This is a genomic window from Halorhabdus salina, assembly GCF_013839425.1.
GTDB classification, from domain to species: Archaea; Halobacteriota; Halobacteria; order Halobacteriales; family Haloarculaceae; genus Halorhabdus; species Halorhabdus salina.
In genome coordinates this window covers 159659-184027 of the sequence record NZ_JACDNP010000001.1, presented here as the reverse complement: position 1 = coordinate 184027, position 24369 = coordinate 159659, and the positions used below count along the sequence as shown (strand labels likewise).

The 24369-nt window shown below is 63.6% G+C and carries 29 protein-coding genes and 3 tRNA genes; 9 read left to right on the top strand and 23 right to left on the bottom strand.

All coding sequences use genetic code 11. The features are described 5' to 3' along the window. Positions 1–2 precede the first annotated feature (2 nt). From HZR20_RS00955 to HZR20_RS00930, 6 genes are all read right to left on the bottom strand, one after another. On the bottom strand, positions 3–1346 hold the full coding sequence (locus tag HZR20_RS00955) for a ribonuclease J (protein ID WP_181684723.1): 1344 nt from the start codon (positions 1344–1346) through the stop codon (positions 3–5). 291 nt (positions 1347–1637) lie between these two features. Then, positions 1638–2717, bottom strand: coding sequence for a hypothetical protein (locus HZR20_RS00950; protein ID WP_181684722.1), 1080 nt, complete (start codon positions 2715–2717; stop codon positions 1638–1640). Between the two features lie 49 nt (positions 2718–2766). After that, positions 2767–3510 (bottom strand): isopentenyl phosphate kinase, encoded by a 744-nt coding sequence (locus HZR20_RS00945; protein ID WP_181684721.1) that lies wholly within the window; start codon positions 3508–3510, stop codon positions 2767–2769. Positions 3511–3535: 25 nt separating this feature from the next. Then, positions 3536–4528, bottom strand: coding sequence for a mevalonate kinase (gene mvk / locus HZR20_RS00940; protein ID WP_181684720.1), 993 nt, complete (start codon positions 4526–4528; stop codon positions 3536–3538). Positions 4529–4575: 47 nt separating this feature from the next. Beyond that, on the bottom strand, positions 4576–4950 hold the full coding sequence (locus HZR20_RS00935; protein ID WP_181684719.1) for a DUF5518 domain-containing protein: 375 nt from the start codon (positions 4948–4950) through the stop codon (positions 4576–4578). 41 nt (positions 4951–4991) lie between these two features. Continuing rightward, the gene (locus HZR20_RS00930; protein ID WP_181684718.1) at positions 4992–5198 is read right to left on the bottom strand and encodes a hypothetical protein; all 207 of its coding nucleotides are present in this window, start codon (positions 5196–5198) and stop codon (positions 4992–4994) included. An 86-nt stretch (positions 5199–5284) separates the two neighbouring features. On the opposite strand from HZR20_RS00930, the gene HZR20_RS00925 reads away from it, so the two are divergent. Further along, the gene (locus HZR20_RS00925) at positions 5285–5626 is read left to right on the top strand and encodes a thiol-disulfide oxidoreductase DCC family protein (RefSeq protein ID WP_181684717.1); all 342 of its coding nucleotides are present in this window, start codon (positions 5285–5287) and stop codon (positions 5624–5626) included. Positions 5627–5668: 42 nt separating this feature from the next. Then, positions 5669–6487: an aldo/keto reductase gene (locus tag HZR20_RS00920; RefSeq protein ID WP_181684716.1), complete on the top strand. Its 819-nt coding sequence runs from the start codon at positions 5669–5671 to the stop codon at positions 6485–6487. An 11-nt stretch (positions 6488–6498) separates the two neighbouring features. Here the strand turns inward: HZR20_RS00920 and HZR20_RS00915 are convergent, their stop codons facing one another. The 14 genes from HZR20_RS00915 to HZR20_RS00850 form a co-directional block, all read right to left on the bottom strand. Beyond that, positions 6499–8088, bottom strand: a complete 1590-nt coding sequence (locus HZR20_RS00915) for a molybdopterin-dependent oxidoreductase (RefSeq protein WP_181684715.1) — start codon at positions 8086–8088, stop codon at positions 6499–6501. Between the two features lie 113 nt (positions 8089–8201). Then, positions 8202–9008: a 30S ribosomal protein S2 gene (gene rpsB, locus HZR20_RS00910; RefSeq protein WP_181684714.1), complete on the bottom strand. Its 807-nt coding sequence runs from the start codon at positions 9006–9008 to the stop codon at positions 8202–8204. Then, positions 9005–10210 (bottom strand): phosphopyruvate hydratase, encoded by a 1206-nt coding sequence (gene eno, locus HZR20_RS00905; protein ID WP_181684713.1) that lies wholly within the window; start codon positions 10208–10210, stop codon positions 9005–9007. The genes rpsB and eno overlap by 4 nt, the downstream gene beginning before the upstream one ends. A 2-nt stretch (positions 10211–10212) precedes the next feature. Then, positions 10213–10392 (bottom strand): DNA-directed RNA polymerase subunit K, encoded by a 180-nt coding sequence (locus HZR20_RS00900; RefSeq protein WP_181684712.1) that lies wholly within the window; start codon positions 10390–10392, stop codon positions 10213–10215. Continuing rightward, a complete protein-coding gene (locus tag HZR20_RS00895) occupies positions 10389–10583 on the bottom strand; it encodes a DNA-directed RNA polymerase subunit N (RefSeq protein WP_181684711.1) in 195 nt (64 codons plus the stop codon). Before HZR20_RS00895 ends, HZR20_RS00900 begins: the two co-directional genes overlap by 4 nt. A gap of 14 nt (positions 10584–10597) precedes the next feature. Continuing rightward, on the bottom strand, positions 10598–10996 hold the full coding sequence (locus HZR20_RS00890; protein WP_181684710.1) for a 30S ribosomal protein S9: 399 nt from the start codon (positions 10994–10996) through the stop codon (positions 10598–10600). Next, positions 10990–11427: a 50S ribosomal protein L13 gene (locus HZR20_RS00885; protein WP_181684709.1), complete on the bottom strand. Its 438-nt coding sequence runs from the start codon at positions 11425–11427 to the stop codon at positions 10990–10992. Before HZR20_RS00885 ends, HZR20_RS00890 begins: the two co-directional genes overlap by 7 nt. Further along, positions 11424–11774, bottom strand: a complete 351-nt coding sequence (locus HZR20_RS00880; protein WP_181684708.1) for a 50S ribosomal protein L18e — start codon at positions 11772–11774, stop codon at positions 11424–11426. Before HZR20_RS00880 ends, HZR20_RS00885 begins: the two co-directional genes overlap by 4 nt. Positions 11775–11792: 18 nt before the next feature. Continuing rightward, positions 11793–11877, bottom strand: a tRNA-Leu gene (locus HZR20_RS00875). Positions 11878–11994: 117 nt separating this feature from the next. Further along, entirely contained in the window at positions 11995–12738 is a 744-nt protein-coding gene (locus HZR20_RS00870) for a DNA-directed RNA polymerase subunit D (RefSeq protein WP_181684707.1), read from the bottom strand. A 1-nt stretch (position 12739) separates the two neighbouring features. Further along, complete coding sequence (locus tag HZR20_RS00865) at positions 12740–13126, bottom strand: 30S ribosomal protein S11 (protein ID WP_154552116.1); 387 nt, start codon at positions 13124–13126, stop codon at positions 12740–12742. A gap of 1 nt (position 13127) precedes the next feature. Then, on the bottom strand, positions 13128–13637 hold the full coding sequence (locus HZR20_RS00860) for a 30S ribosomal protein S4 (RefSeq protein ID WP_181684706.1): 510 nt from the start codon (positions 13635–13637) through the stop codon (positions 13128–13130). After that, on the bottom strand, positions 13637–14161 hold the full coding sequence (locus HZR20_RS00855; protein ID WP_181684705.1) for a 30S ribosomal protein S13: 525 nt from the start codon (positions 14159–14161) through the stop codon (positions 13637–13639). The genes HZR20_RS00860 and HZR20_RS00855 overlap by 1 nt, the downstream gene beginning before the upstream one ends. A gap of 17 nt (positions 14162–14178) precedes the next feature. Further along, positions 14179–14261 (bottom strand) — tRNA-Ser (locus tag HZR20_RS00850). A gap of 218 nt (positions 14262–14479) precedes the next feature. On the opposite strand from HZR20_RS00850, the gene HZR20_RS00845 reads away from it, so the two are divergent. From HZR20_RS00845 to HZR20_RS00820, 6 genes are all read left to right on the top strand, one after another. Continuing rightward, positions 14480–15322: an SDR family NAD(P)-dependent oxidoreductase gene (locus HZR20_RS00845; RefSeq protein WP_181684704.1), complete on the top strand. Its 843-nt coding sequence runs from the start codon at positions 14480–14482 to the stop codon at positions 15320–15322. Beyond that, complete coding sequence (locus HZR20_RS00840) at positions 15319–16041, top strand: acetoacetate decarboxylase family protein (protein ID WP_181684703.1); 723 nt, start codon at positions 15319–15321, stop codon at positions 16039–16041. Before HZR20_RS00845 ends, HZR20_RS00840 begins: the two co-directional genes overlap by 4 nt. A gap of 74 nt (positions 16042–16115) precedes the next feature. Further along, on the top strand, positions 16116–17159 hold the full coding sequence (locus tag HZR20_RS00835; RefSeq protein ID WP_181684702.1) for an Mrp/NBP35 family ATP-binding protein: 1044 nt from the start codon (positions 16116–16118) through the stop codon (positions 17157–17159). Between the two features lie 69 nt (positions 17160–17228). Then, positions 17229–18266, top strand: coding sequence for a tyrosine--tRNA ligase (locus HZR20_RS00830; RefSeq protein ID WP_181684701.1), 1038 nt, complete (start codon positions 17229–17231; stop codon positions 18264–18266). Between the two features lie 6 nt (positions 18267–18272). Further along, positions 18273–18917, top strand: a complete 645-nt coding sequence (locus HZR20_RS00825; protein WP_181684700.1) for a class I SAM-dependent methyltransferase — start codon at positions 18273–18275, stop codon at positions 18915–18917. 216 nt (positions 18918–19133) lie between these two features. Then, positions 19134–19204 (top strand) — tRNA-Gly (locus HZR20_RS00820). 753 nt (positions 19205–19957) lie between these two features. On the opposite strand, the gene HZR20_RS00815 is transcribed toward HZR20_RS00820, so the two are convergent. From HZR20_RS00815 to purD, 3 genes are all read right to left on the bottom strand, one after another. Next, a complete protein-coding gene (locus tag HZR20_RS00815; protein ID WP_181684699.1) occupies positions 19958–20287 on the bottom strand; it encodes a type II toxin-antitoxin system PemK/MazF family toxin in 330 nt (109 codons plus the stop codon). Further along, positions 20288–20647, bottom strand: a complete 360-nt coding sequence (locus HZR20_RS00810) for a MarR family transcriptional regulator (RefSeq protein WP_181684698.1) — start codon at positions 20645–20647, stop codon at positions 20288–20290. 116 nt (positions 20648–20763) lie between these two features. Beyond that, positions 20764–22056: a phosphoribosylamine--glycine ligase gene (gene purD / locus HZR20_RS00805; RefSeq protein WP_181684697.1), complete on the bottom strand. Its 1293-nt coding sequence runs from the start codon at positions 22054–22056 to the stop codon at positions 20764–20766. A 100-nt stretch (positions 22057–22156) separates the two neighbouring features. Here purD and HZR20_RS00800 point away from each other — a divergent pair, with 100 nt between their 5' ends. Next, positions 22157–24358: a thioredoxin domain-containing protein gene (locus HZR20_RS00800; RefSeq protein WP_181684696.1), complete on the top strand. Its 2202-nt coding sequence runs from the start codon at positions 22157–22159 to the stop codon at positions 24356–24358. The last annotated feature ends 11 nt before the right edge of the window (positions 24359–24369 follow it).

The window sequence follows — 24369 nt, the reverse complement described above, 5'->3', positions numbered from 1 at the left end:
GATTATTCGACCAGCGTGATCACGTTACCGTTTCGCGTGACGTGCAGGTCCTCACCGAGCTCGTAACCCTCGCTCTCGGCGAGATCGACGTACGGCGCGAACCCTTCCATGTCCTGATGGGCCGGGATGACGTTGTCGGGGTTGAGGGCGTCAAGCATCTCGTAGTGGCCCTCGCGGTTGAGGTGGCCCGAGACGTGGACTTCGTCGTAAATACGGGCGCCCTGCATCTTGAGCAGCGTCTCGCTCTGGTAGCGCTGGCCCTCGTTGGTCGGCTCGGGAATGACGCGGGCCGAGAAGATGACCTTATCGCCCTCTTCGAGTTCGTAGGGCGTGTCGCCACGCCCCATCCGGGTGAGCATCGCGCGTGGCTCGCCCTGGTGGCCGGTGACGATCGGGAGGAAGTTCTCCTTGCCCTCGCTCATAATTCGCTTGAACGTGCGATCGACGGATTTGCGGTGGCCGTACATCCCCAGATCGTCAGGGAATTCGACGAAATCGAGCCGTTCGGCCGTTCCGGAGTACTTCTCCATCGAGCGGCCGAGCAAGACTGGCTTGCGGCCGATGTCTTCGGCGAACTCGACAAGACTCTTTACACGGGCGATGTGGCTGGAGAACGTTGTCGCGACGATCCCACCGTCGTAGTCCTCCATACTGTACATGACGTCTTTGAGGTGCCGTCGCGCGACGGACTCGCTTGGTGTCCGGCCTTTCTTCTGGGCGTTCGTACAGTCCTCGATGTAACAGAGGACGCCTTCGTCGCCGATCTCGCGGAACCGATCCATGTCGATCGGGTCGCCGACGACCGGGTCGTGGTCCATGCGCTTGTCTAGCCCGTAGACGACTGCGCCCTCGGGCGTATGAAGCACGGGGTTGATCGCGTCGATGATCGAGTGGGTGACGTTGACGAACTCGAGTTCGACGCCGTCGTCACCGATCGACGTGGTGGCGCCAGCGTCCATCTTCACGAGGTCGTTTTCGACACTGAACTTCTCCTCGCCCTGGATCTGCTGTTTGACGAGCTCGATCGTAAAGGGTGTCGCCATGATCGGCGCGTCGTAGCGATGGGCCAGCTTCGAAATCGCGCCGATGTGGTCGAGGTGACCGTGCGTGGGCACGATGGCCTTGACGTCGCCTTCAATCTCGCTCATGACGCGATCGTCCGGGATCGCCCCCATGTCGATCAGGTCCAGGCTGTGCATCCGCTCGGTCTCGACGTTGTCGTGGATCAGGACCTTCGAGAGGTTCAGGCCCATGTCGAAGATCACGACATCTTCGCCCGCCCGCACCGCAGTCATCTGTCGTCCCACTGCCTCGTAGCCGCCAATGGTGGCAATCTCGATTTCCATAGTTGCTCCTCCGAGTGGGCCACCCGACGGAGGCTGTGGCGGGCCGACGGTCCGCGGTCGAGTTCAGCGACTGCCGACCGTCGTCCGCGAGGACCGTTGGACCGGCGAGCCAGCGATCGGTCACTGGCCAGCCGACCCGACGCCGGTGGGGCAGTCGTGCCCGACACCGGCGCGACGGTCGATCGACGTGCATCCGCCGGCCGCCACGTCCGCAGTCGGGCGGCCGAACGCTCGGTTACGAGGGTCTATGTGGCGGGGCGATAAAAACCGTGCGGGTTCGACCAGCCGTCGCTACTGTGGCTCGTGGTTGGTTTCCTCGTCATCACTCTCGGCCGACTCATCGGCGTCCGCGAAGGGGTCAGACGGTGTGTCGTCCTGCGGTTCGATGGTGTCCGGGGCGAGTGGATTGTCCGACGATTCGTCGTCCGTCTCGCCTGTTTCTGCCGTGTCAGTTCCAAAGAGGTCGCTGGCGTCTCTGGGCTCTTGTGGCTTGTCAGCGTCCCCGCCCTCTTCGGGGAGCTCCTCGGCTGCCGGCTCGTCACTTGGACCACCCGGTTGCTCGCTGGGCTCGGTGGTTGGCTGCTCTCCCTGGACTTTCTCGGCACTGACCCACTCGTCGGCCTCGTCTGCGCCAGTGTCTTCGCTATCGGCCGGAGTCATCGTCTCCCGCTCGTCTTCGGCTGACTGGTCGGGAAGTTGGTCCTCCGCTGGTGATTCATCGGTGTCGCGGCCAGGTTCCGCCGGGGCGTTTCGGGTGACTGGCTCGCTCGCGCCGGGCCGTTCCTGACCGCCGGACTGGCTCTCCGCTGGCGGACTCTCGTCGTCGGTTGCCGTCTGTTCCGGACGCTGGGCGGCGCGTTCGCCACTCGCTCGCTCGCCTTCTGTCTCGAGTTTCTGCTCGACCTCACGCTTCCAGGCTTCGTCGTCTTCCGCGCTGGCTCGTGCCTGGGCTGACACTACGTGCTGCTGGTCGCCACCGGCTTGTGGTGCTGATGCAGTCTCACCTGGGGCAAATGTCTTTGTCTCAACGTCGTCTGTTGCTGGTTCGTCGGCTGTCTCGGCGTCGCTGGCAACCGTCTCAGTTGGGCCACTTGCCGCCTCGACACCGGCCCGGACGCCGTCGGCGACGACGTTGAGCACAATCGTCAAGAAGCCAGCCAGTACCAGTAGGACGCCGACGGCCGTGAGGACGCCACCGGCTGCCAGTTCTGTACCGACATCTACACCCGGGCCGCCAGGGAATGCTTCGGCCTCGTCGAGCAGATAGATGCCGCCGCCCGTGAAGCCGCCACCGATCACCGCGAGGACCAGGAAGTACCCGAACAGCCGTGCCCAGTAGCGGGCACTCGCTTTCGGATTGATCGCTGTCATACCCTGGCAAACGGAAACCGCAGGGAAGTAAATTACGGGCGTCGCCCTCTCACCTGCCGCCGACGATCAGCGTCCCCGGACGTTCGCCGCCCAGAAACGCCGACACCCCATCGGGGCCAAAGATCGAGGCCGGGATCGACACGTCCAGCAACGCCTGGACTTTCCCGGCCATCCCGCCGGTCACGTCGGTCGCCTCGCTGGCCCCGACGGCGTCGGCCACAGTCGTGAAGTCGTCGATTCGGTCGATTACTGCCCCCGATTCGTCGAGTACGCCCGGCACGCTCGAACAGAGGCCGATCCGGTCTGCCGACAGCGAGCGGGCGAGTATGACCGCGATCTCGTCGCCGCTCAGGATCGTCGCGCCCGCGCCGGACTGGACGACCACGTCACCGAACAGCACCGGGACGAACCCTTCCGCGCGAAGTCCTTCGATGCCGTCCGTCGGGAGTGTCGTTTCGCCGTCCCTGTCCCGGTAGGCGAGCGAGAACGGGTGGACCGGGACCGCCGGGACGCCGGCCGACTGGAGGGCCTCGACGACCGCGCTGTTGAGTTGCCCCATGGCGTCGTGAATCGCGTAGACGCCCGCGGCGTCGTCGGTGCCCTCCGTGGCGCTGGCGCCGTAGCGCTCGGCGTGATGGTGACCGAAGCTGCCGCCGCCGTGGACCACGATCAGATCCTCGACGTTGCTGCCGGCGATGGCATCGGCCGCCGCTGTCAGCGCCGCTTCGTCGATGGTTTCGGGCGACTCTTTCTCCGTGATGACGCTCCCGCCGAGTTTGAGGACGGTCGTCATGCCGTCTTCCCCCGCAGTCTTTGACTCATTGGTCTTCCACCCGGACGCCGTCGGTGTCCAGTTCCGCCCTGAACGCTTCCTCACAGCCGGGCGTGTAGTCGAGTGCCCGTTTCGTCGCCGCTGTCTCGTCGAGTGCGACGATACAGCCGCCCCCACCAGCCCCGGTGAGTTTCGCACCCAGCGCGCCTGCTTCGCGGGCCGCCCAGACCATCGAATCCAGCGAGCGGGCCGAGACGCCAAGCGCCGATAAGAGGCCGTGGTTGACGTTCATGAGCCGACCGAGTTCCGCCAGGTCCGCCTCGGCGATGGCTCCTTCCCCGTGACGGACGAGATCGCCGATCGCCCCGACCGTATCTGCGGCGAAATCATACTCCTCGCGTAGCGCGCGAACGTCCGAAACGAGTGCGCCGGTGTCACCCGACCCGCCGTCGTAGCCGATCACGAACGGGAGGGTCGGCACGTCGGGCAGTCGCCGACAGTCATCACCTTCGACGCGAACGGCCCCGCCCATCGCCGAGCAGAAGGTGTCCGCACGCGACGCCTCGCCGTCCTGGACGGCGCGTTCGACCTGATAGGCGCGATCGGCGACCGCTTTGGCGGGGAGTGGCTCGCCCAGTTCTCGCGTCGCCGCATCGATCGCGGCGACGACGACGGCTGCCGAGGATCCCAATCCGGCACCGAGTGGGATCGCACTGTCGATCGTGACGTCGAAGCCCGCGTTCGGTCGATCAGCGGCGTCCCGTGCCTGTTCGATCGCTTCGTTGACGTAGCCCATTGCCGCGTCCAGCAGCGGTTGTTCGACGTCGACGTCCGGTCGTCCGGTCGTGTCGCCGCTGTATTCGACAGTGAACCCGTCCAGGGTCAGATCGCCCGCGTAGACCCGTAAGGCGTCGTCGTATCGTTCGGTCGCCGTCACTGACGCCCGGCGCTCGATCGCACAGGGGACGGCGGGCTCGCCGTAGACGACGGCGTGTTCGCCGAACAGATACACTTTCCCCGGCGCGCTCGCTGTAACCATGCTCGGGGTTTTCCGGGGGACCGTAATGGGCGTTGTGAACCGGTCGTTCAGATCTCGATATCGGTCTCCCTGGCGACGTACTTGCCGAGGAGGCCACCGAGCGCACTCAGGCCGACCGTGTAGGCGAGCAGCGCGAGGACGGCCAGGAACGCAACGATGCCGACCAGTGCCGAAATCGAGCCGGGGATGCCCAATGCCGGAAGAAACGGAATGATCGAACCCAGCAACGCCAAGACGAACACGAGTGGAATCGCCGCGAACGACCCAGCCAGAGCGCCGACGGTGATCGCGTCGGACTGATCACCACCGTGCAGATAGCCCGCGACGGCACCACCCAGCAGTGGTGACAACGGGACAAACGCCAGGAGTGCCGTCGCGACCGCGCCCAGTACTGCGTTGAGAAGTGTATTCCCTTCAGCCATGAGTGGGCCAACGCTGGCGACCCGCAAGAAGATATCCCCGATCAGTCCTCGCCCATATTCTCGCCGAGTTTTCGGCCGAGCTGGTAGCCGTGTTTCATTGTCACGTACAGCACTACGCTTGCGATGCCGACGACGACCACGATGGCGGCGGCGGTCGGCCCGGTCAGCGAGACGTTCGTGATCGAGGCGATGACGGCGAATCCGAGAAGGATGCCGCTCGTAGCGAGCATCACTTTCCAGGCTTCCATAGTAGCTCGTTTGCCCAAGTGTCGCCTATACCTGTCGCCTTCTTTGCGGTACGTGACTCTTTATTCCTGGCACTCGTAGCTATCGTATGGCTCCGACGCTCGTCTACGACGACGACTGTGGCTTCTGTACCCGGTCGGCCCGCTTCGTCGCGCGTCACGGTCGCGTCGAGATCGTGGGATTCAGCGAGTTGTCGGAAGCACTCCGCGATCGGTTGCCCGAAGACTACCGCGAGTGTGCCCACCTCGTCACCGACGAGACTGTCTACTCCTGTGGCGAAGCCGTCGAGCGTGGGCTGGCCAAGACCGAACTCGTCCCGCCCGGCTTTTTCAGGGCAATCCGGGCCGTTCCGGGGTACGCCTGGGCACGCGAGCGAGGCTACCGCTGGGTGGCAAAGAACCGTGCCACCGTGAGTCGCATACTTCCGTGAGGTGCCCGTGGCTTCTTGACGGTGGCACCCGAAGTCCCCTTGATGGAATACGTCACTGTCTCAGACGCACGTGTCCCGTCGATCGGCGTCGGCACGTGGCAAATGGCCACCGAAACTGCCTACGACGCGGTCAGCAACGCCCTGGAGTTGGGATATCGCCACGTCGACACTGCGCAACTGTACGAAAACGAATCGGGTGTCGGTCGAGCGATCGAGGAAGCAGACGTCGATCGCGAAGATATCTTCCTCACCACCAAGGTCAACCCGACCCATCGTTCGGTCGAATCGATCGTCACCTCGGTCGAGGACAGCCTCGAAGCACTGGGGACCGACTACGTCGATTTGTTGTTGATTCACTGGCCACATCCACTCGCCGACCTCGAAGATGTCATGACTGGGCTGAACGAGGCCGTCGATCGCGGGATGACTCGCCACATCGGCGTCAGCAATTTCGGGAAAGACCGCCTGGAGCGCGCGAGGGAGCTCTCGGATGCACCGATCCTGACCGACCAGGTACTCTTTCACCCGTGGTGGCCCCAGCGCGAACTGCTCTCGTATTGTCAGGACAACGATGTCATGCTGACGGCCTATAGCCCGCTGGCCAACGGCGGACTGCTCGGTGACGAACTGCTTGAGAGCCTCGGTGACCGCTACGAAAAGACCGGACCACAGGTCGCGATCCGCTGGGCGACCCAGCACGAAAACGTCGCGACGATTCCGATGTCGACCTCCCGGGACCACCTCGCGGAGAACCTCGACATCTTCGACTTCAAGCTCACTCGCGAAGAACACGATCGCGTCACCCGGCCATCGTATTACCGGACTGGTCTCGCGCTTGCTCGCGGAATGGTCGGTGTCTGAATTGATGACAACTACAGCGAGAGCGTCACGGAGTGCCGCCCGGTCGATCCGCCCGGGTGTGGATTGGACCGCACGCCTCGCTGTCGATTCCCCTCGCTGTCAGTCGCTCGCACGCGAACGTTCAGTGCTTCCGCGTTTGGTTGCGTGAATTCGTAGCGCCAGCGGTGCCAGGCATATGGTGAGGGGGCCGCCTCGAGGGTGGCATCGGCCCACGTCTTGCCATCGTCGAGACTCACTTCGACGCGTTCGATGCCGCGAATGCCTGCGTAGGCGACCCCACCCACGGCGATCTGTTCGCCCCGACGCTGGATTGCTCTTATGTACGAGAGCGTATTGATAACCGCACGCTCGTCCCACCCTCGTTGCTCCCAGTAGGCCTCGTGATCGGCGGTCGAGACTTCGATATCCGTCACCCACTTGGTCGATTTCATTCCGTACCGACCGGGGATGAGCAACCGGGCCGGGAACCCGTGGCTCCTTGGGAGTGTTTTCCCATCCATGCCAAACGCCAGGAAGATGTCCTCTCGATCGGAGACGACCGACCACGGCAGGGCCTCCGAATAGCCGTCGGCCGCGTGGGTGACGATGTCGATGGCGTCCGTTTGGACGCCAGTCTCTTCGAGGAGTGTCTTGATTGGGATACCGGTCCAGTCAGTCGTACTGATCAGATCGCCACCGACCGTATTCGAGATACAGACCATCGTCAGCGTCAGTTCGCGGGCGGCCGGATGCTCGCGCAACTCGTCGTAACTGAGCGTTCGACGATCCATGACAGCCCCGTCGATGGTCAACTCCCACTGTTGGGTGTTGACGGTCGGAGCCGAGATATTTTTGTCCACGACGTAGTGGTCTTGGGCCGTCCCGACGCGATCGGGCATCCCCTCGAAGTCGAATCCGAACGCGTCGTCGCTATTGGCCCGAGTCACGACAATGCCATCGGTTTCGCTCCGTGATTCGAGTGTTTCCTTGCCGGGCGTGCCCGTCGGTGCTGGTGTCGTCGTTCCGGTCTCCGTCTTTTCGTCCACTGGGTCGAGCTCCGTGTCTGGCTGGACGCCGCCGACGGAGCGAGACTCCCCGAGGACGCGGGCCAGGACACCGCCGGCGAGCACTGTCCCGGCGGCCCCACTCATCCGTCGCATGGCGCGCCGGCGACCGACCGGTCCTCGCGGGCCGACCTGTGCCCACCAGACTGCGCCGGGCGGCACGACCGCGAGGACGGTCGCGAGCAGCCACCGACTCGAAATTCCGTCACCAGCGACGTAGAAGCCACTGGCCGTGATCGCGAACACGCCCAGTGCGATCGCGTATGCCGCCTGCACTCGCCGCCGGATATTGAAGCCACCTCGATCGAGTGCGATGCCGATCGCCCCACCAGCGCCGACGATCCCGAGCGAAACCCCCACGACCAGTAGCCACTGGGCGTATTTGCCGAACGTTTCGATCGCCCACGTCGCGATCGAACCGGGTGCAGCTTCGATCACCGTCTGGGCGACGACCAGCGTCGGATCGCCGCCCACTAACGGCCGCGCGGCGACCATCCCCAGGACCCACGCGAGGGCTCCCGCCCCCCAAAAGAGGGCTGTCGTCCGAGATCGTGCCATACTATCACACAGTTCGGTTCGGTGTAATGCCTTTGGTAACCGGAGAGATCGACGGAGCCAGGTCTGTCCGAACGAACCGAGAGAAAACAAATTCGAAACTGCGTGGTATCGACTTACAGGTCGCTCTCGAAGTCGTCGAGGCTGTAGGCCGGTTTGGCACCGCGTCGATCGAGCGTCTCGTTGGCTAGCAGCCAGTAGACGACCGACAGCGCACGTCGACCCTTGTTGTTGGTCGGGACGACCAGATCGACGTTGCCGGTCGTGTTGTTAGAGTCACACATGGCGATCACGGGAATGCCGACCGTGATGGCCTCTTTGACGGCCTGGGCGTCACCGATCGGGTCGGTCACGACCACGACGTCGGGCTCGATGTAGCCCTCGTAGTCGGGGTTGGTGAGCGTCCCGGGGATGAACCGACCGGTCCGGGCGCGCGCACCGACTGCGTCGGCGAACTTCTCGGCCGGGAAGCGACCGTACTGCCGGGAGGAGGCCACGAGGATCTGCTCTGGCTCGTAGTTAGCCAGGAAGTCCGCGGCCTTCCGGATGCGCGTATCGGTCATCGAGACGTCCAGCACGTACAGCCCGTCGGTCCGGACGCGGTGGATGAACCGATCCATGTCCGTGGTCTTCTGCTGGGTCCCGATGTGGACACCAGCAGAGAGGTAATCGTCGACCGGGATCAGCAGGTCCGCCTCGGCCTGCTCGTCCGGCATGACGTCCTCGTCCTGGCTGGGGACGTCTTCGGCCTCGTCTGCCGCTGCTTGCTCTACTGCCTGTTCCCCGACCTCGTCGTCGCCCGACGGCTCTCCGCTGTCCGCCTCGGGCGTACTTTCCTCGGCGACCGCGCTGGCCTCTCCGGCGGATTCCGAGGCGGCCTCGGGTTCGTCTGCTTCGATGTCTGTCTCGTCGTCGTCGCTCATGCGTTCTCTTCGATCCTGATGAGTTCGTTCAGCTTGGCCGTCCGCTCGCCGGCCACCGTCCCCGTCTTGATGTAGGGGGCGGCCGCGCCGACGGCCAGGTGGGCGATCGTCGTATCCTCGGTCTCACCCGACCGGTGGGAGACGACCGACTCGATGCCGTTCTTCGATCCCAGTTCGATCGCGTCGACCGCGTCGGTCAACGTCCCGATCTGGTTGGGCTTGATGAGGATGGAGTTCGACGAGCCCAGGTCGATACCTTCCTGAAGGCGCTCGACGTTCGTCACGTAGAGGTCGTCGCCACAGATGAGCGTCTGGTCGCCAACGCGTTCGGTCAGCTCGGCGAATGCCTCGAAGTCGTTTTCGTCGAGGGGATCCTCGACGTAGGCGAGGTCGTACTCTTCGACCATCTCGACGACGTAGTCGATCTGCTCCTGGGTCGAGCGGTTGGGCTCGCCTTCATAGACGTACTCCTCTGCCTCAGCGTCGTACATCTCGGCGGCGGCCATGTCCAGCCCGAAGCTGATCTCGAAGCCGCGTTCCTCACTGATTCGGTCGGTCGCCTCTGCAACGACCTCGAAGGCCTCGTCGTCGCCGATCGGCGGCGCCCACGCACCCTCGTCGCCCTTGTTGACGGGCACGCCGCGACCCTCGAGAATCGAACTGATCTCGGCGTGGACCTCCGCGTTGGCGAAGATGGCTTCCGTGACGCTCGGTGCGCCGACAGGTGCCGAGAGGTACTCCTGAATGTTCGTCGCTTCCTCGGCGTGTTCGCCACCGCCGACGACGTTCCCGAGCGGCGTCGGGAACTGATCGCCACGGAAGGTGCCGCCGAGGTGCTGGTACAGCGGCGCACCCAGCACGTCAGCGCCGGCCTTTGCGGCGGCCATCGAGATGGAGACGGCGGAGTTGGCGCCGATCTCCGAGAAGTCGTCGGTCCCGTCGGCGGCGTGCAGTGCGGCGTCGACTTCGCGCTGGTTCCCGGCGTAGACCTCACCTTCCAGTCGCGGGACGGCCAGGTCGCGGGCGTTCGCGATGGCCTCGCTCGGCGGGAGTTCGATCGCTTCGTGTTCGCCCGTGCTCGCACCGCTCGGTGCGGCCGCACGACCGAAGCCACCGCTCTCGGTGGTGACATCGGCTTCAACAGTCGGGTTGCCTCGCGAATCCAGTACGCGTCGGAGTGTTACGTTGGTGATAAGCGTCATTGTTAGTTACCTCGATTGATTGTGAACGGCAGGACCCCAGCGTCGTACTCCTCGGCCGCGATGAGGATCGGCTGGGTCTGGTCGGTGTCGATCAGTACCGGCGCCCCGTATGCTACCTGCAGCGCCCGTGCGCCCAGGACGCGAGCCTTCTCGTAGCGGTTGTAGTCTTGATCGCCAGTCATTGGTAGGGTGCCACGACGTCAACCAGATCCTCGTGGGAGACGAGCATCCGCCGACAGCAGTGCCGTTCGACGCCAAGTTCGTCCAGCACGACCTCGGGATCTTCGTCTCCCTCCCTGGCGCGTTCTTTGAATTCTTCCCAGTGTCCGGCGATTACGGTGCCACAGGTGAAACATCGGACCGGTATCATCATGACGTTCGTTCACCTCAGCGGTAAGATTTTTGGTATCGCGCGCGGGCTCCGGGGCCGCCCCACTTCTTGGACTCGCTCTGGCGAACGTCGTTGACCAGCAGCGACCGGTCAAAGGCCATGTAGGCGTCCCGGAGCTCCGCGTCGTTGGTGTGTTCGACCAGTCCGCGTGCGATCGCCGTTCGTGCGGCGTCGGCCTGTCCCATTACGCCACCGCCCTCGACGGTCACGTCGACGTCGACGGCCGCTCGGAGCTCGTCTTCGGCGATGCGGAACGGCTCCAGCATTTTCAGTTGCGCCAGCTCCGGGTCGAATAGCTCGACGGGCTGGGAGTTGATTCGGACCTTGCCCTCGCCTTCCGAGACGGTTGCGCGGGCAACGGCAGTCTTCTTCTTGCCTGACGTGTTCGTTACCATGTTACCTTGGCTCCCAGTCGTGCCGAGAGGTCGCCCAGTTGGACGAATCTGATGTTCGACAGTCGATCCAGCGACGTCCCGTCCAGTACCGTCGGCTCCTCGTCGTACGGGTTGCCCAGGTACACGCGGACGTTTTCGAAAGCCTCGCGACCACGCTGTTTCTTGTGGGGCACCATCCCACGGATCGCTCGCTTGAACATGCCGTCGGGTCGTTTGGGGTACGCTCTGCCCTGCTCGTTGCCGACGTCCGTCCGTTTTTTGTATGTCTCGTAGACATCCTGGTCGTCGCCGGTAATCACGGCGTGTTCGGCGTTGACCACGGCGACGGTCTCGCCGTCCATGGCGCGCTCGGCGACTTGGCTGGCGACCCGGCCCATGATACAGTCGCGGCCATCGACGACGATGTCTGCGTCGATCGTTGCAATGCTCATCGAATCACCCGGACGTTCGAGCCGTTGGGGAATTGTTCGAGTGCCTGTTCTAGCTGTAGCGTTTCGCCAACCTGGTCGATCTTCCGCTCGGCCGTCGACGAGAAGTCAACGGCAGCGACGGTGACGTCTTTCTGCAAGACGCCGCTGCCGAGCACTTTTCCGGGCACAATCACGGTTTCGTCTTCCTGGGCGTATCGCTCGATGCGGCCCAGGTTGACTTCCGCGTGGGTGCGCCGCGGTTTTTCTAAGCGCTCGGCGACGTCGCTCCAGACGTCTCCGTCGCCCTCGCGGGCGGCCGACTTCAGGTCGGCGATGAGACTACGCAGTCTCGGATTACTTTTACTCATAACGTTCCTCCTGAAAAGTGCAGGGAGCAGGATTTGAACCTGCGGACCCCTACGGGACAGCGCCCTGAACGCTGCGCCGTTGGCCAGACTTGGCTATCCCTGCACGCGTATTTCGGTTTTGCCTGCCCCTTCAAACCGCTTTCGGTCCTGACGGTCGCGCCGCTCGCACCACGGGGGGCAGCGGGCGCCGTCGATGTCGGTTTTTGGGGGCGAATCATCGTTACAGTGCAACCGCGTCTGTCAGTGCTTCGGCCCGGGACCGGAGCGTGGCCGTCGCTTCGGTCACGAGCGTGTCGACGTCGAACGAACCGTCCGTTTCGACGTGGAAGACGAACGCTCCCGGGACGTCTTCAACCTTGACTTCGGTGTCGGGATAGCGGTTCGTCAGATCGTTGCCAAAGTCCTCGGTGGGAATCAGATCACCGTCGTCTTCGATGACACCTCGAATGATGTGGGACTCGTCGTCGGCGAACTCATCGCGTTCGCCAACGTTCTCGACGCCCTGGAGGTGTCGATAGGAGACCGCCACACCGCCCTGATGTTTGGCGTGGTCTCGGCCCGTCTCGAGAACGGCATCGGCTTCGAGTTCGAGCCGCTGATCCTCTTTGAGCTCGATGATCGGGATGTCCGTATCGGCAGCTTCGACCATCTCGTCGTTTGCCACCAGATCGCCGGAGTACGCCGTTCCGGGACCTTCGACGTCCAGGGCTAGGGTCACTTCGTCACCGATGTCGAAGTCACCGAGTGGGGTTGTCAACGGTACTAGCCCGAGCCGAAGGCCGATCTGCTCGTCGAACATCACGCTCGAGTTCTCGATGACGCGGACAGTGTCGATACTGAACGTCGGCACGTCTGCGATCATCGCCCGCCGGATGCCGTTGGCGAACGCGGGGGTGACGCCCCGGATCAGGAACCGGGCCTCGCGTTCCTCGCGTTCGATGAACGTGACGTCGTACTCGGCCATGTTAGAATCCACTCGACTTTGGACTGCGGGTGCCGTCGTGCGGGATCGGGGTCACGTCTTCGATCCGGCCGATCTCCAGACCTGCACGGGCCAGCGCCCGGATGGTCGCCTGGGCGCCCGGCCCGGGGTTCTGCTGTTGATTCCCGCCGGGGCCGCGCACACGAACGTGCACACCGTCGATACCTCGTTGCTGTACTTGTTCGGCGACCGTTTCGGCCATCTGCATCGCCGCGTACGGCGAGGCCTCGTCACGGTTCTGCTTGACGACCGTCCCGCCCGAACTCTTCGCCAGCGTTTCGGCGCCGGTCTGGTCGGTGATCGTAATGATCGTGTTGTTGAACGATGCGTGCACGTGGGCAATGCCCCACTTGCCGTCGTCTTCTGCCATATTATCGTTCCTCCGCGCGTTCTGGGTGGAGATCGTCGGCGAGCGGACTCGCCTCGTCGAACTCGATGCCCGATTCCTCGGCGACGGCCACCATCTTCGAGGGGATCGAGACGCGCCGTCCCTCGACCAGAATGTGGCCGTGCGTGATGAACTGTCGGGCCTGATCGACCGTATTGGCCAACCCTTTCCGGTAGATGACCGTCTGGAGTCGCCGTTCGAGGACATCCGTCACTTCCAGCGATAGAACGTCGTCGAGGCGGTCCTCGTCACCGAGAATGCCGAGTCGCTTGAGGCGACCGAGGAACTCCTCGGCTTCGCGCTCGTCGGCGTCCCGACCGAGCAACCGACGGGCTTCGCGGCGATACCCTCGCAGTTCCGATTGGGCACGCCAGAGCTCTTCTTTGTTCTTGAGGCCGTACTGCCCGGTCAACCCCATTTCGTCGGCGATACGCTCGCCTTGGAAGGGGTGGTTGGGCGTCTCGTAGAACTTGGTGTTTGAGCCGAGTGCCATTATTCTTCATCCTCCGCGGCTTCTTCTTCTGCGCGTTCTTCCTTGATCGCCTCGACGTTGACGCCGATCGTACCTTCGGTCCGGCCAGTGGACTTCGTCCGCTGGCCACGGACCTTCTGCCCTCGCTTGTGGCGAACGCCTTTGTAGGCATTGATCATCTTCATCCGGTTGATATCCTGCCGCCGGATGAGGTTGAGATCGTTCCCGATCTCGTGGGTCGTCTCCCCGTCGAAGAAGTCGTTACGGTGGTTTGCCAGCCAGTCGGGCACCTCGTCGGCAAACCCTTCGACGCAATCGACGATAGCTTCGATCTGATCGTCTTCAAGCCGACCGAAGGTCTCCCGGCGGTCGATGTCGACGTCGTTGGCGATAATGCGGGCCGCGCGCTGGCCGATGCCGTTCAAGTCTGTCAGGGCTCGTTCGACGGACTTCGTCCCGTCGAGGTCTGCCTGTCCGATGCGGACGAAGTACCGGAAGTCTTCGTCGTCCTCCGGCACGTCCGCGTCTGGGTCTTCTGCGCTCATATGTTGGGATCGTGAAACGTCGTGGCGGGGATTCGAACCCCGGAGGCTTTACGCCACATGGTTAGCAACCATGCGCCTTGGGCCGCTTGGCTACCACGACTCGCTGTCACGTACTTGCGCCCTCGCGGACTCGGGGCCGGTGCCCCTGCACGATGCGTACTATTCGGTATCCGTCGTCGGTATATAAACGCAACGAAAGGGTCGCCCTATCGGTGTGAGGGTATATCACGTACGGTTGCGTGACAGCACACCTCGATGAGGTGACGACCGGGGCCACGGGCGCAACGACTTTGCTCCGTGGAGACAATCGTTCCGTCGATGGATACCGTTCTCGTGACAGGCGCTGCCTCCGGGATCGGCCGGGCGACGGCCCAGCAGTTTGGGACTCGCGGCTGGCAGGTCTACGCCACTGACGTCGATGTCGACGGTCTCGCGACGCTGGAGGGCTGTCACACGGCGACGGTAGACGTGACTGACCAGAACGATCTGGATCATATTTTCGAGCGGATTCGCGAGGAGGCTGGCGGACTCAATGCGGTGGTCGCCAACGCCGGCTACTGCCAGCCAGGCCCACTCGAAGACCTCCCACCCGAGCGAATCGACCGACAGTTCGCGGTCAACGTCCACGGCACCCTCCGAACGATCACGACCGCGCTGCCGCTGTTGCGCCAGCGGGACGGGACAGCTATTGCAGTCTCGAGCACGCATGGGCGCGTGACGACCCCCGGAATGGGTGCGTATGCAGCGTCGAAACACGCCGTCGAGGGGATGCTCGACACGCTTCGCGTGGAAGTCGCGACCCAGAATGTGCACGTGACGCTAATCGAACCCGCCTGGGTCGACACCGACCTCGCTGCCGCATCCGACCGTCACCTTGCCGGATTCGAGCGCTCGAACAGATACGCGAACATCTACGACGCCCTCGATGGTACTGGGCTGCTTGGCGGCGGGCCACTCGCTGTTTCGCCCGAGCGGGTCGCAGCGACGATCTACGACGCTTCGACGGCCGAAACGCCGGCCGCTCGCTATCCCGTTGGCCTGCCGGCGAAGCTGATTCTGGCGACCCGATGGCTACCAGAACCGATCCAGGATCTCGGACAGCGTGTGACCATGGGCGCGCTTGGGGCCCTGTGTCGATTCCGGAGGATGATTGCCGAATGAGCGAGTCTATCACGGTCTCGACCGGCCACACGTTCGAACTGCCAGTCTCACTCTCGGCGACGATCGCGGGGGCTGTTTTCCCGGCGGATCGAGACGACCTACTGGGCCTGCTCCCGGTCGGGCTCCAACCCGTCGGCATGCGATCCGATCGGGCTGCGCTGACGGTACTCATCGTCCGGTACGACCGCGTCGGCGACGAGACCATCTCGTCGTACGACGAGGTGGGTGTCCTGATTCCCGCCGTCGAAGCTGGGCGGCGAACCGTCCCGTTTGTCTCGCTGCTACGTCGCCCCGTCAGTGGCTACGTCTACACGCTCCCGGTGACGACCGAACCCGCCCGCGCCTTCGGTGTCGACATCTGGGGCTATCCGAAGCTCGTCGTCAACATTGACGTGACTGACGATGGCCGGACGCGGACGGCGAGAGTCACCGCTGACGGGACGGAATTGCTCACCGCGTCGATCCAGCGACCGCCGACCGTGCCGATCCGGTTCTCGGGCTACAACTTCACCGAATCGGACGGCGAACTCCTCCGGGAGCCCACGGCATTGCGGGGACGGGCAGGGGCCTGGCCGGCGAGTTCCCGGGCGTCGGTCTCGTTTGGGGACCATTCGATCGGCCAACGACTCAGCGATGTCGAACTCGGCGATCGGGCTGTTCTCAGGCTGGCGGCCGACTGTGCGTTCACGATCGGTCCTGGCGAACCGGTGGATCGTTGATCGTCAGTGACCGAGCACGGCCGACCGAGGCGGGGTCACAAGCCTTTTCGCTCGCTCGGGGCCTATCGCGATGCATGGACGAAGCAGAACTGCGGGAGTTGCTGAAATCGGTCGAGGACCCGGAGCTGGGTGACGATATTGTCTCGCTGGGGCTGGTCAACGACGTCGAACTGGATAACGGGGCTGCTCGTATCGATCTCGCCCTCGGGGCGCCCTTCTCGCCGACCGAGACGGCGATCGCTGACCGCGTTCGCGAGGTGATCGGCGATGCAGCACCCGATCTTGCTGTGGATCTGTCAGCGACGGTTGAACGCGAAGCCGAGGGCGATGTCTTGCCCGGCGTGCAGAACGTGATCGCCGTCGCCTCCGGGAAAGGCGGCGTCGGCAAGAGCACGGTCTCGGTCAATCTCGCAGCGGGACTCGCCGATCGGGGCGCCCGAGTCGGGCTGTTCGACGCTGACATCTACGGACCGAACGTCCCGCGGATGCTCGACGCCCACGAGCGCCCCGAAGCCACCGAAGACGAGCGCATCATCCCGCCAGAGAAACACGGGATGAAACTCATGAGCATGGACTTCTTGCTTGGCGAGGACGACCCCGTGATCTGGCGGGGCCCGATGGTCCACCAGACGCTGACGCAGCTGTTTGAGGACGTCGAATGGGGCGACCTGGACTATCTGGTCGTCGACCTCCCGCCGGGGACCGGCGACACGCAACTCACGATGCTGCAGACCGTCCCTGTCACGGGTGCGGTGATCGTCACGACCCCGCAGGGCGTCGCCATCGACGACGCTCGCAAGGGCCTGGAGATGTTCGGCCGCCACGAGACACCCGTGCTGGGAATCGTCGAGAACATGAGCTCCTTCAAGTGCCCGGACTGTGGCAGCGACCACGCCATCTTCGGCGAGGGTGGCGGCGAGGAGTTCGCCGCCGACGTCGACATGCCGTTCCTGGGTTCGATCCCACTTGATCCCGAGATCCGCCAGCGCGGCGACGAAGGGCGGCCTGCCGTCCTGTCCGACCTTGACGTGGGCGATGCGTTCCGCAATTTCGCCGCCAACACAGCGAACAACCAGGGGATCGTCCACCGGCGGCGGGTCTCCGAAAGCGAGGAGTGATCGTCGGTCAGTGGCGATGTCCGAACCGGGAAACGAATCGTTTTAGGGACGGACTCCGGACGAACGCGTATGGACACGGACGAGCGCGTCGAGCTGGCGACCCGCAACACTGCGGAGGTCGTCACCGAGGAGGAACTCAGGGAGTTGTTCGAGGAGCGCGAGGACCCGTCGGTGTACATCGGCTACGCGCCGACGGGCGAGATGCACATCGGACACTTCACGACGATCCGCAAACTGGCAGACTTCCTCCACGCCGGGATGGACGTGACGGTACTGATCGCCGACCTCCACGCCCACCTCGACGATGCAAAGAGCCCGTTTGACCTCCTGGAAGCGCGGTCTGAGTACTACGAGGAAACGATCCGGGCGATGGTCGAGGCGGCCGGGGCCGACCCCGAGCAGATCTCCTTCGTGCGCGGGCGCGAGTTCGAACTCGATCGGGAGTACAGTCTCGAACTGCTGCGGATGACCGCCGAGACGACGATCGCCCGCGCCCAGCGGGCCGCGAGCGAAGTCGTCCGGGAATCTGACTCGCCCAATCTCGGCGGGCTGGTTTATCCCCTGATGCAAACGTTGGACGTTGATGCGCTGGACGCCGACGTGGCCTACGGCGGGATCGACCAGCGGGGCATCTATATGCTCTCCCGGGAGATCTTGCCCGAACACGGCGGCAAGGCCCCGACGTGTGTCTTCGCGCCGCTGCTCTCAGGGCTGACGGGTGGGAAGATGAGTGCCTCGGAGGAATCCTCGAAGGTCGAACTCACGGACGATCCCGAAACAGTCGCCGAGAAGATCGGTGGCGCCTACTGCCCGATGGGCGAGGTGGAGGGCAACGGCGTGCTCGAGTACGTCCGCTATCTCGTCTTCCCGATCCTCGACGAACGCGGTGAGGCCTTCGTCGTCGAGCGGCCCGAGGAATACGGTGGGAACCTCACCTACGAGACCTACGAGGACCTGGAAGCCGACTTCGTCAGCGAGGAACTCCATCCCCAGGATCTGAAGAACGCTGCCGGGGAGTACATCGGCGACATCGTCGACCCGATCCGGGAACGCCTGATGGCTCAGCCCAAACTGCTGGCCAAAGCCTACCCCGAGAAGTACGACTGATCGGCGATGGATCGCTCCCGCGCGGACGTGCGTCAAACATACGATCGCATCGGCGAGCACTTCTCGAAGACCCGCGAGTACGCCTGGCCCGAAGTCGAGGCGTTCGTCGACGACGCTGCCCAGACGAATCTGGCCCTCGACATCGGCTGTGGCAACGGCCGCCACGTCGAAACACTCCAGCAGCGAGCTGATCGAGTCCTCGGGGTGGACGTGAGTCGATCGCTACTCGACGCCGCGACGAAGCGAGTTCCCGATGCCTCGTTGCTGCTCGGTGACGCCGCTCGGCTACCGATCGCAAGCGGGCGTGTCGATCTTGCCGTCTACGTCGCAACGCTGCATCATCTCCCGTCACGAGAGGCGCGGATCGCCAGTCTGGACGAACTTGCGCGCGTCCTCGATTCCGACGGGCGAGCCCTCGTCAGTGCCTGGAGCACGGCTCACGACAGATTCGACGCGGCGGCGGACGCGGAGACTGGTTTCGATACGACTGTCGAGTGGACGCTGCCTGGCAGTGAGACCGTGCCGCGCTTTTATCACATCTATGCGCCTGCAGAGTTCAGATCAGACGTAGCGGCGAGTGATCTTTCGCTGGTCGAGTTGGAAATTTCGAGTGGGAACTGCTACGGGACGGTTCGGCCTGAACCATTCTGAAAGGAAACACCCTTAACGAGGGCTGAGTTACGTTCGGATGCAATCGCGGGCTCGACACAGGTAGCTGTGATCGAGTTCCGTTGCAGTCACGCGCCGGTGGTGAGCAAATCCGACGGATTTGCGATCCTCGGCGCGCGAGTGAACGCAGTGAACGAGCGCCGGTGTTGAGACGGACGCAGTCCGTCGATGCTCGGCGCGAGTGAACGCAGTGAACGAGCGCCGGTGGTCTAGTGGTATGACAAGAGCCTTCCAAGCTCTCGACCCGGGTTCAATTCCCGGCCGGCGCATTTTGCCGCGAACAACCCGTGAGCGGCAAATGTAATATGAGGGAATTGAGCCCTGCCAGTGGCAGCCCGCGCAGGAGCGAAGCGACGAGCAGGACCCTCTGGCTCTGGTTCAATTCCCGGCCGGCGCACTCCCTTCGGTCGTGCGCCGCCCGTAGTTCGCGAAGGCGACGGCTTCGCTCACTCCTGACAGACTTCGTCTGTCAACGTTCACCTCACTCCGTTCGGTGAACTCCCGGCCGGGCGTCCTCGCGAGCGAAGCGAGCGAGGGTTCGAGAGTGCTTGCTCTCTCGGCATCTTGCCGAGCGAAGCGAGGCAGGGTTCGGAAGACGACCGACGAGAGTCTTCAGGCGTCCTCGCGAACGAGTGCAAGCGAGTGAGCGAGGGCACGGAAGAGCTTGCTCTTCCGGCGTCCTGTCGAGCGGAGCGAGGCAGGGCTCGAAAGACGAGCGAAGCGAGTCTTTCGGCGCACTACCTCTTTTTACTCGTTCGGGTGTCCTCACTCACTCCGTTCGCTGCGGGTACCACTCTCTGCTCACGGCGACGAAGTCGCCGTTCGCACCGCCAGAGGGACACCAAGGCGCCCCTCTCGGCGCGCAAAAACGTGGAGAAAAACACGCTCGGCGCTCTCAAGGGTCGCGCCGAGTGAACCGCACTCGCATTGTTCGCGCGGATACAGAAGCGCCGGTGCCGAGTCGCGCGAAGTGAGCGAGGGCTCGGTAGACCAACAGCGAACGGCTACGGCCACTCACCGTTTTACAGCACGCGAGTGAACGTCCGGATCGTCTCTGCAACCGCTTGCATCGTCTCCATATCGACCTGAGCAACACGTTTCGTGATCTCTTGATCGGGAAAGACGTGCATCGACCACGGACTGACGTAACTCGGGTAGGTTTTGAGTTCGCCTGCTGTCAGTGACTGCTCGGCGATCGGGACCGCAGACTCTCGTTCGGTCGACGTGACGACGGCGACGGTATACCGGTCGCCAAAGAACGGTCGATCTGCATTCGAGACGACGAGATATGGCCGTCGGCCGCCTTTGAATGTCGCTGGCGCGATGACCACGCTCCCCTGTGCGTAGGCCATTTACGCGTTCTCGCCGAGATCGCTGGCCGACTCCACCCACTCGTCGTCACCGTACGCGTCATCCCCGTAGGCGTCCTGAATACTCTGCAGGCTCACGACGGATGCAACTTCGGAAGCCGCGATGTCGTCAGCAACTGCCCAATAGGAGTCAACTTTCCGGACGAGTCCCCGGTCTTCCATTCGGGAGAGCGTCTTGTGGACGCTCGAATGGGCTACGTCCGTCAACTCCGCAAGTTCCTTCGGACTGAATCCCATATCCTGGTGTTCCAAGAGGACAACCAGTAGTTCGTGGGCATTCGTCCCCGGTTTGACTGGTGGAGAACCTGCTGTCTCATCGTCCGGATGTAGCTGGATCGGCATCTATCTGCTATGTCAGTGTATGTCTGTAATTGTCATAAAACTTCTCCGGACAGCCAGCGTGAGACGATCCGTGATCTGCACACCTCGGGGAACGAAGCGACAATGCCAGGGCGCGATCACTCACCGCGCAGCTCGTCCATGTGACCGAGTCGCGACTGCACCAGATCGGGCGTGCCGATGTCCCAGCGAACGCGCAGTCCCTCAGTTCCCGCACTCTCCAATGCCTCGGTGGCGATCGCTTCGGCGTCAGTGATCGAATCGGCGACGCCGACGACGGCGAACGAGCGAGAGGTCGTCGTGTAGATGCCGTCCTCTCGCTCCTCGACGCTGGCGTAGTACAGCAGTGCGTCACTCGCACTCTTGGGCGAGAGCTGGACCTTCGCGCCGGCTTCTGGATCAGTCGGATAGCCGTCGGGTACCGCGTATTTGCAGACGGTCGCCTGGGGCTGAAACTGGAGTTGGGGCAGTGACTCGTTCTCGCGGGCTGCCACGAGCACATCAAGCAGGTCCGTCTCCATGACTGGGAGGGTGTTCATCGCCTCGGGATCACCGAAGCGGGCGTTAAATTCGACGACTTTTGGCCCGTCGGCAGTGAGCATGAACTGCCCGTAGAGGACGCCCTTGTAGCCCTCGAGGGCGTCGACGGTCTCCTGAAGAATATCGACGGCTTCGAGATACTCGTCGCGGTCCATGAACGGCAGTTCGAGGCTCGCGTCGCTGTAAGAGCCCATTCCCCCAGTGTTCGGTCCTTCGTCGCCCTCGTAGGCACGTTTGTGATCCTGGACGGCGGGCGTGACCCGAATGTCGCCGTTGGCCACCAGCGCTTGGACGGTAAACTCCTCTCCCACGAGGCGTTCTTCGAGGACAAGTCGATCGTGGTCGGAGTCGCGAATGTATGCCTTGGCTTCCGCGGGTGTCACCTGATCGCCGATGACGCGGACGCCCTTCCCGCCGGTAAGTCCCGCCGGTTTGACGACTAGGTCGCCGTCGTACTCATCGATATACGTACAGGCGGCCTCGCTGTCGGTGAACTCCTCGAAGTCTGGACAGCCAGCGATGTCGTGGCGGTCCATGAACCGGCGCTGGAAGCCCTTGTCTGTCTCGATGCGGGCCTCTGCCTGCTGTGGACCGAAGGCATAGACGCCAGCGTCGCCCAGCGCGTCGGCGACACCTGCCTCGAGGGGTGCTTCCGGACCGACGATGGCCAACGTGGCTTCGACCTTGTTGGCGTAGGTCGTGACGGCTTCTGGATTGGTCGTCTCCAGCGTCTCGAAGCCATCCGCCAGGCTGGCGATCCCGGGGTTGCGGTTGCCAGCGGCGGCATACAGCGCACAGTCCGAGTCAGCGAGTGCGCGGGCAATCGCGTGCTCCCGGCCGCCGCCCCCGATCAGCAGTACCGTTTCTGTCATGGGAGAAGGGCCACACTAGGGGAGTGTAAAGGTTGCTCTTGGCGGTGCGAACCTCGCCGGCGACGCCACGGGTTTACCCGTCGGACTCTGACAGACGGCCATGTCCACACCTACAGATCGAAACCGCCTCGACGACGAGGCGAGTCCGTACCTGACCCAACACGCCGACAACCCGGTCAACTGGCAGCCTTGGGACGACCAGGCTCTCGAGGCGGCCGAGCGCGAGGACCGTCCGATATTCCTCTCGATCGGTTACTCGTCGTGCCACTGGTGTCATGTCATGGAGGAAGAAAGTTTTTCCGACCCTGCGGTCGCGGAGACACTCAACGACCACTTCGTTCCGATCAAGGTCGACCGCGAGGAACGGCCAGATGTCGACCGAATTTACCAGACGCTCGCACAGGTCCTCGGCCAGCAAGGTGGCTGGCCACTGTCAGTTTGGCTCACGCCGGACAGGCGGCCCTTTTATGTGGGGACGTACTTTCCGCCCGATCCGCAAGGCGGACGGCCGGGCTTCGAGCAGTTACTTGCTGACCTCAACGAGACGTGGGTAAATGATCGGGAGAATGTCCAACAGCGAGCCGATCAGTGGGCCGATGCGATCGCCGGACAGTTAGAAGGAACGCCGGACTCCCCGGCCGAGATGGACGACGACGACGCAGGCGGCGAGCTTCTCGAAGCCGCCGCAGCGTCGACCCTCAGGCAGGCCGACCGTGAACACGGCGGCTTCGGGCGAGGTGGACCGAAGTTCCCACAGCCGGCGCGCCTACAACTCTTGGGGCGTGCTGAGGCCCGAATCGAGGACGGCACTCCCACCAAAGACAACGGTGGCCTGGAGGGAATCAACGGCAGTGAACTCGCTGACAGCGACGAGGAGGACACTGGACCCCGAGAATACAGCGCTGTCCTCACAGAAACGCTGGACGCGATGGCGATGGGGGGGCTGTACGATCACGTCGGCGGTGGGTTCCACCGCTATGCGACCGATCGATCCTGGACGGTCCCACACTTCGAAAAGATGCTCTACGACAACGCGGAGATCCCGCGGGCGTTCATCGAGGGCTACCGGGCGACCGGGAAGGAGCGCTACGCCCGTGTGGCTCGCGAGACCTTCGAATTCCTCGATCGAGAGCTCTCTCATCCTGGCGGCGGCTTTTACAGCACCCTCGACGCTCGAAGTGACGGTGAAGAGGGGAGATTCTACGTCTGGACACCCAAGCAAGTCCGGGCGGCGATCGACGACGAGACGGATGCTTCCCTGGCGCTGGAACGATTCGGGATCACCGAGGACGGTAACTTCGAAGACGGACAGACAGTGCTGACGATCAGTGCCGGCCACGAGGAACTGGCGACCCAGTCGGAACTCGATATTGAGGAAGTCACACAGCGCCTCGAACGGGCCCGCGAGCAACTGTTCGAAGCGCGCTCGGAACGGACGCGTCCGTCGAGAGACGAGAAAGTCCTGGCCGGCTGGAACGGCCTGGCAATCTCGGCGCTCGCCGAGGGTGCGCTTGCGCTTGATGGCGACTGGGGAGCTCGAGCGAGCGAGGCACTCGAATTCGTTCGGGAACACCTCTGGGATGGCGACGATGGACTGCTGAAACGCCGCTATGCGGATGGCGACATCCAGATCGATGGCTATCTGGAAGACTACGCGTTTCTCGCCCGTGGGGCATTCGACTGCTATCAGGCGACTGGCGACCCCGACCACCTCGGATTTGCACTCGACCTTGCCCGTGAAATCGAGTCTCGCTTTTGGGACGAAGACCCAGGAACACTGTACTTCACTGAGGCCGGTGGGACTGACCTGCTCGCACGGCCCCAGGAAGTGACCGACCGCTCGACCCCGTCGAGTGCCGGCGTCGCAGTGGACGTGTTACTCTCGCTGTCGGCGTTCGCCCCGCACGATCGCTTCGAGTCGGTCGCCCGGTCGGTGCTATCGACCCACCACGACGCGATCGCAGCCGATCCGCTCCAACATGCCTCGCTGGTGTTGGCGGCCGACCACGCGACCAGTGGGGCAAGCGAGCTGACGGTGGCCGCCGAGACTGTCCCCGAATCGTGGCGCGAGCGTATCGGCGGAACGTATCTGCCGAATCGGATCTTGGCCCGGCGACCGCCGATTGACGACGGGCTAAAGGCGTGGCTCGACCAGTTCGGTCACGAGACGGCTCCGCCGATATTTGCCGAGCGAGCGGCCCAGGACGGCCGGCCGACGATCTACGCTTGCCAGGATTTCACCTGTTCACGCCCGCTTTCCGACGTCGAGTCGGCACTTGCGTGGTTTGACGGTGACGAATAGCGCGATTCCGG

Excerpts from the sequence above, each read along its gene's own strand:
- HZR20_RS00955 (WP_181684723.1), bottom strand. The coding sequence starts at position 1,346 with ATGGAAATCGAGATTGCCACCATTGGCGGCTACGAGGCAGTGGGACGA.
- HZR20_RS00950 (WP_181684722.1), bottom strand. The coding sequence starts at position 2,717 with ATGACAGCGATCAATCCGAAAGCGAGTGCCCGCTACTGGGCACGGCTG.
- HZR20_RS00945 (WP_181684721.1), bottom strand. The coding sequence starts at position 3,510 with ATGACGACCGTCCTCAAACTCGGCGGGAGCGTCATCACGGAGAAAGAG.
- mvk (WP_181684720.1), bottom strand. The coding sequence starts at position 4,528 with ATGGTTACAGCGAGCGCGCCGGGGAAAGTGTATCTGTTCGGCGAACAC.
- HZR20_RS00935 (WP_181684719.1), bottom strand. The coding sequence starts at position 4,950 with ATGGCTGAAGGGAATACACTTCTCAACGCAGTACTGGGCGCGGTCGCG.
- HZR20_RS00930 (WP_181684718.1), bottom strand. The coding sequence starts at position 5,198 with ATGGAAGCCTGGAAAGTGATGCTCGCTACGAGCGGCATCCTTCTCGGA.
- HZR20_RS00925 (WP_181684717.1), top strand. The coding sequence starts at position 5,285 with ATGGCTCCGACGCTCGTCTACGACGACGACTGTGGCTTCTGTACCCGG.
- HZR20_RS00920 (WP_181684716.1), top strand. The coding sequence starts at position 5,669 with ATGGAATACGTCACTGTCTCAGACGCACGTGTCCCGTCGATCGGCGTC.
- HZR20_RS00915 (WP_181684715.1), bottom strand. The coding sequence starts at position 8,088 with ATGGCACGATCTCGGACGACAGCCCTCTTTTGGGGGGCGGGAGCCCTC.
- rpsB (WP_181684714.1), bottom strand. The coding sequence starts at position 9,008 with ATGAGCGACGACGACGAGACAGACATCGAAGCAGACGAACCCGAGGCC.
- eno (WP_181684713.1), bottom strand. The coding sequence starts at position 10,210 with ATGACGCTTATCACCAACGTAACACTCCGACGCGTACTGGATTCGCGA.
- HZR20_RS00900 (WP_181684712.1), bottom strand. The coding sequence starts at position 10,392 with ATGACTGGCGATCAAGACTACAACCGCTACGAGAAGGCTCGCGTCCTG.
- HZR20_RS00895 (WP_181684711.1), bottom strand. The coding sequence starts at position 10,583 with ATGATGATACCGGTCCGATGTTTCACCTGTGGCACCGTAATCGCCGGA.
- HZR20_RS00890 (WP_181684710.1), bottom strand. The coding sequence starts at position 10,996 with ATGGTAACGAACACGTCAGGCAAGAAGAAGACTGCCGTTGCCCGCGCA.
- HZR20_RS00885 (WP_181684709.1), bottom strand. The coding sequence starts at position 11,427 with ATGAGCATTGCAACGATCGACGCAGACATCGTCGTCGATGGCCGCGAC.
- HZR20_RS00880 (WP_181684708.1), bottom strand. The coding sequence starts at position 11,774 with ATGAGTAAAAGTAATCCGAGACTGCGTAGTCTCATCGCCGACCTGAAG.
- HZR20_RS00870 (WP_181684707.1), bottom strand. The coding sequence starts at position 12,738 with ATGGCCGAGTACGACGTCACGTTCATCGAACGCGAGGAACGCGAGGCC.
- HZR20_RS00865 (WP_154552116.1), bottom strand. The coding sequence starts at position 13,126 with ATGGCAGAAGACGACGGCAAGTGGGGCATTGCCCACGTGCACGCATCG.
- HZR20_RS00860 (WP_181684706.1), bottom strand. The coding sequence starts at position 13,637 with ATGGCACTCGGCTCAAACACCAAGTTCTACGAGACGCCCAACCACCCC.
- HZR20_RS00855 (WP_181684705.1), bottom strand. The coding sequence starts at position 14,161 with ATGAGCGCAGAAGACCCAGACGCGGACGTGCCGGAGGACGACGAAGAC.
- HZR20_RS00845 (WP_181684704.1), top strand. The coding sequence starts at position 14,480 with ATGGATACCGTTCTCGTGACAGGCGCTGCCTCCGGGATCGGCCGGGCG.
- HZR20_RS00840 (WP_181684703.1), top strand. The coding sequence starts at position 15,319 with ATGAGCGAGTCTATCACGGTCTCGACCGGCCACACGTTCGAACTGCCA.
- HZR20_RS00835 (WP_181684702.1), top strand. The coding sequence starts at position 16,116 with ATGGACGAAGCAGAACTGCGGGAGTTGCTGAAATCGGTCGAGGACCCG.
- HZR20_RS00830 (WP_181684701.1), top strand. The coding sequence starts at position 17,229 with ATGGACACGGACGAGCGCGTCGAGCTGGCGACCCGCAACACTGCGGAG.
- HZR20_RS00825 (WP_181684700.1), top strand. The coding sequence starts at position 18,273 with ATGGATCGCTCCCGCGCGGACGTGCGTCAAACATACGATCGCATCGGC.
- HZR20_RS00815 (WP_181684699.1), bottom strand. The coding sequence starts at position 20,287 with ATGGCCTACGCACAGGGGAGCGTGGTCATCGCGCCAGCGACATTCAAA.
- HZR20_RS00810 (WP_181684698.1), bottom strand. The coding sequence starts at position 20,647 with ATGCCGATCCAGCTACATCCGGACGATGAGACAGCAGGTTCTCCACCA.
- purD (WP_181684697.1), bottom strand. The coding sequence starts at position 22,056 with ATGACAGAAACGGTACTGCTGATCGGGGGCGGCGGCCGGGAGCACGCG.
- HZR20_RS00800 (WP_181684696.1), top strand. The coding sequence starts at position 22,157 with ATGTCCACACCTACAGATCGAAACCGCCTCGACGACGAGGCGAGTCCG.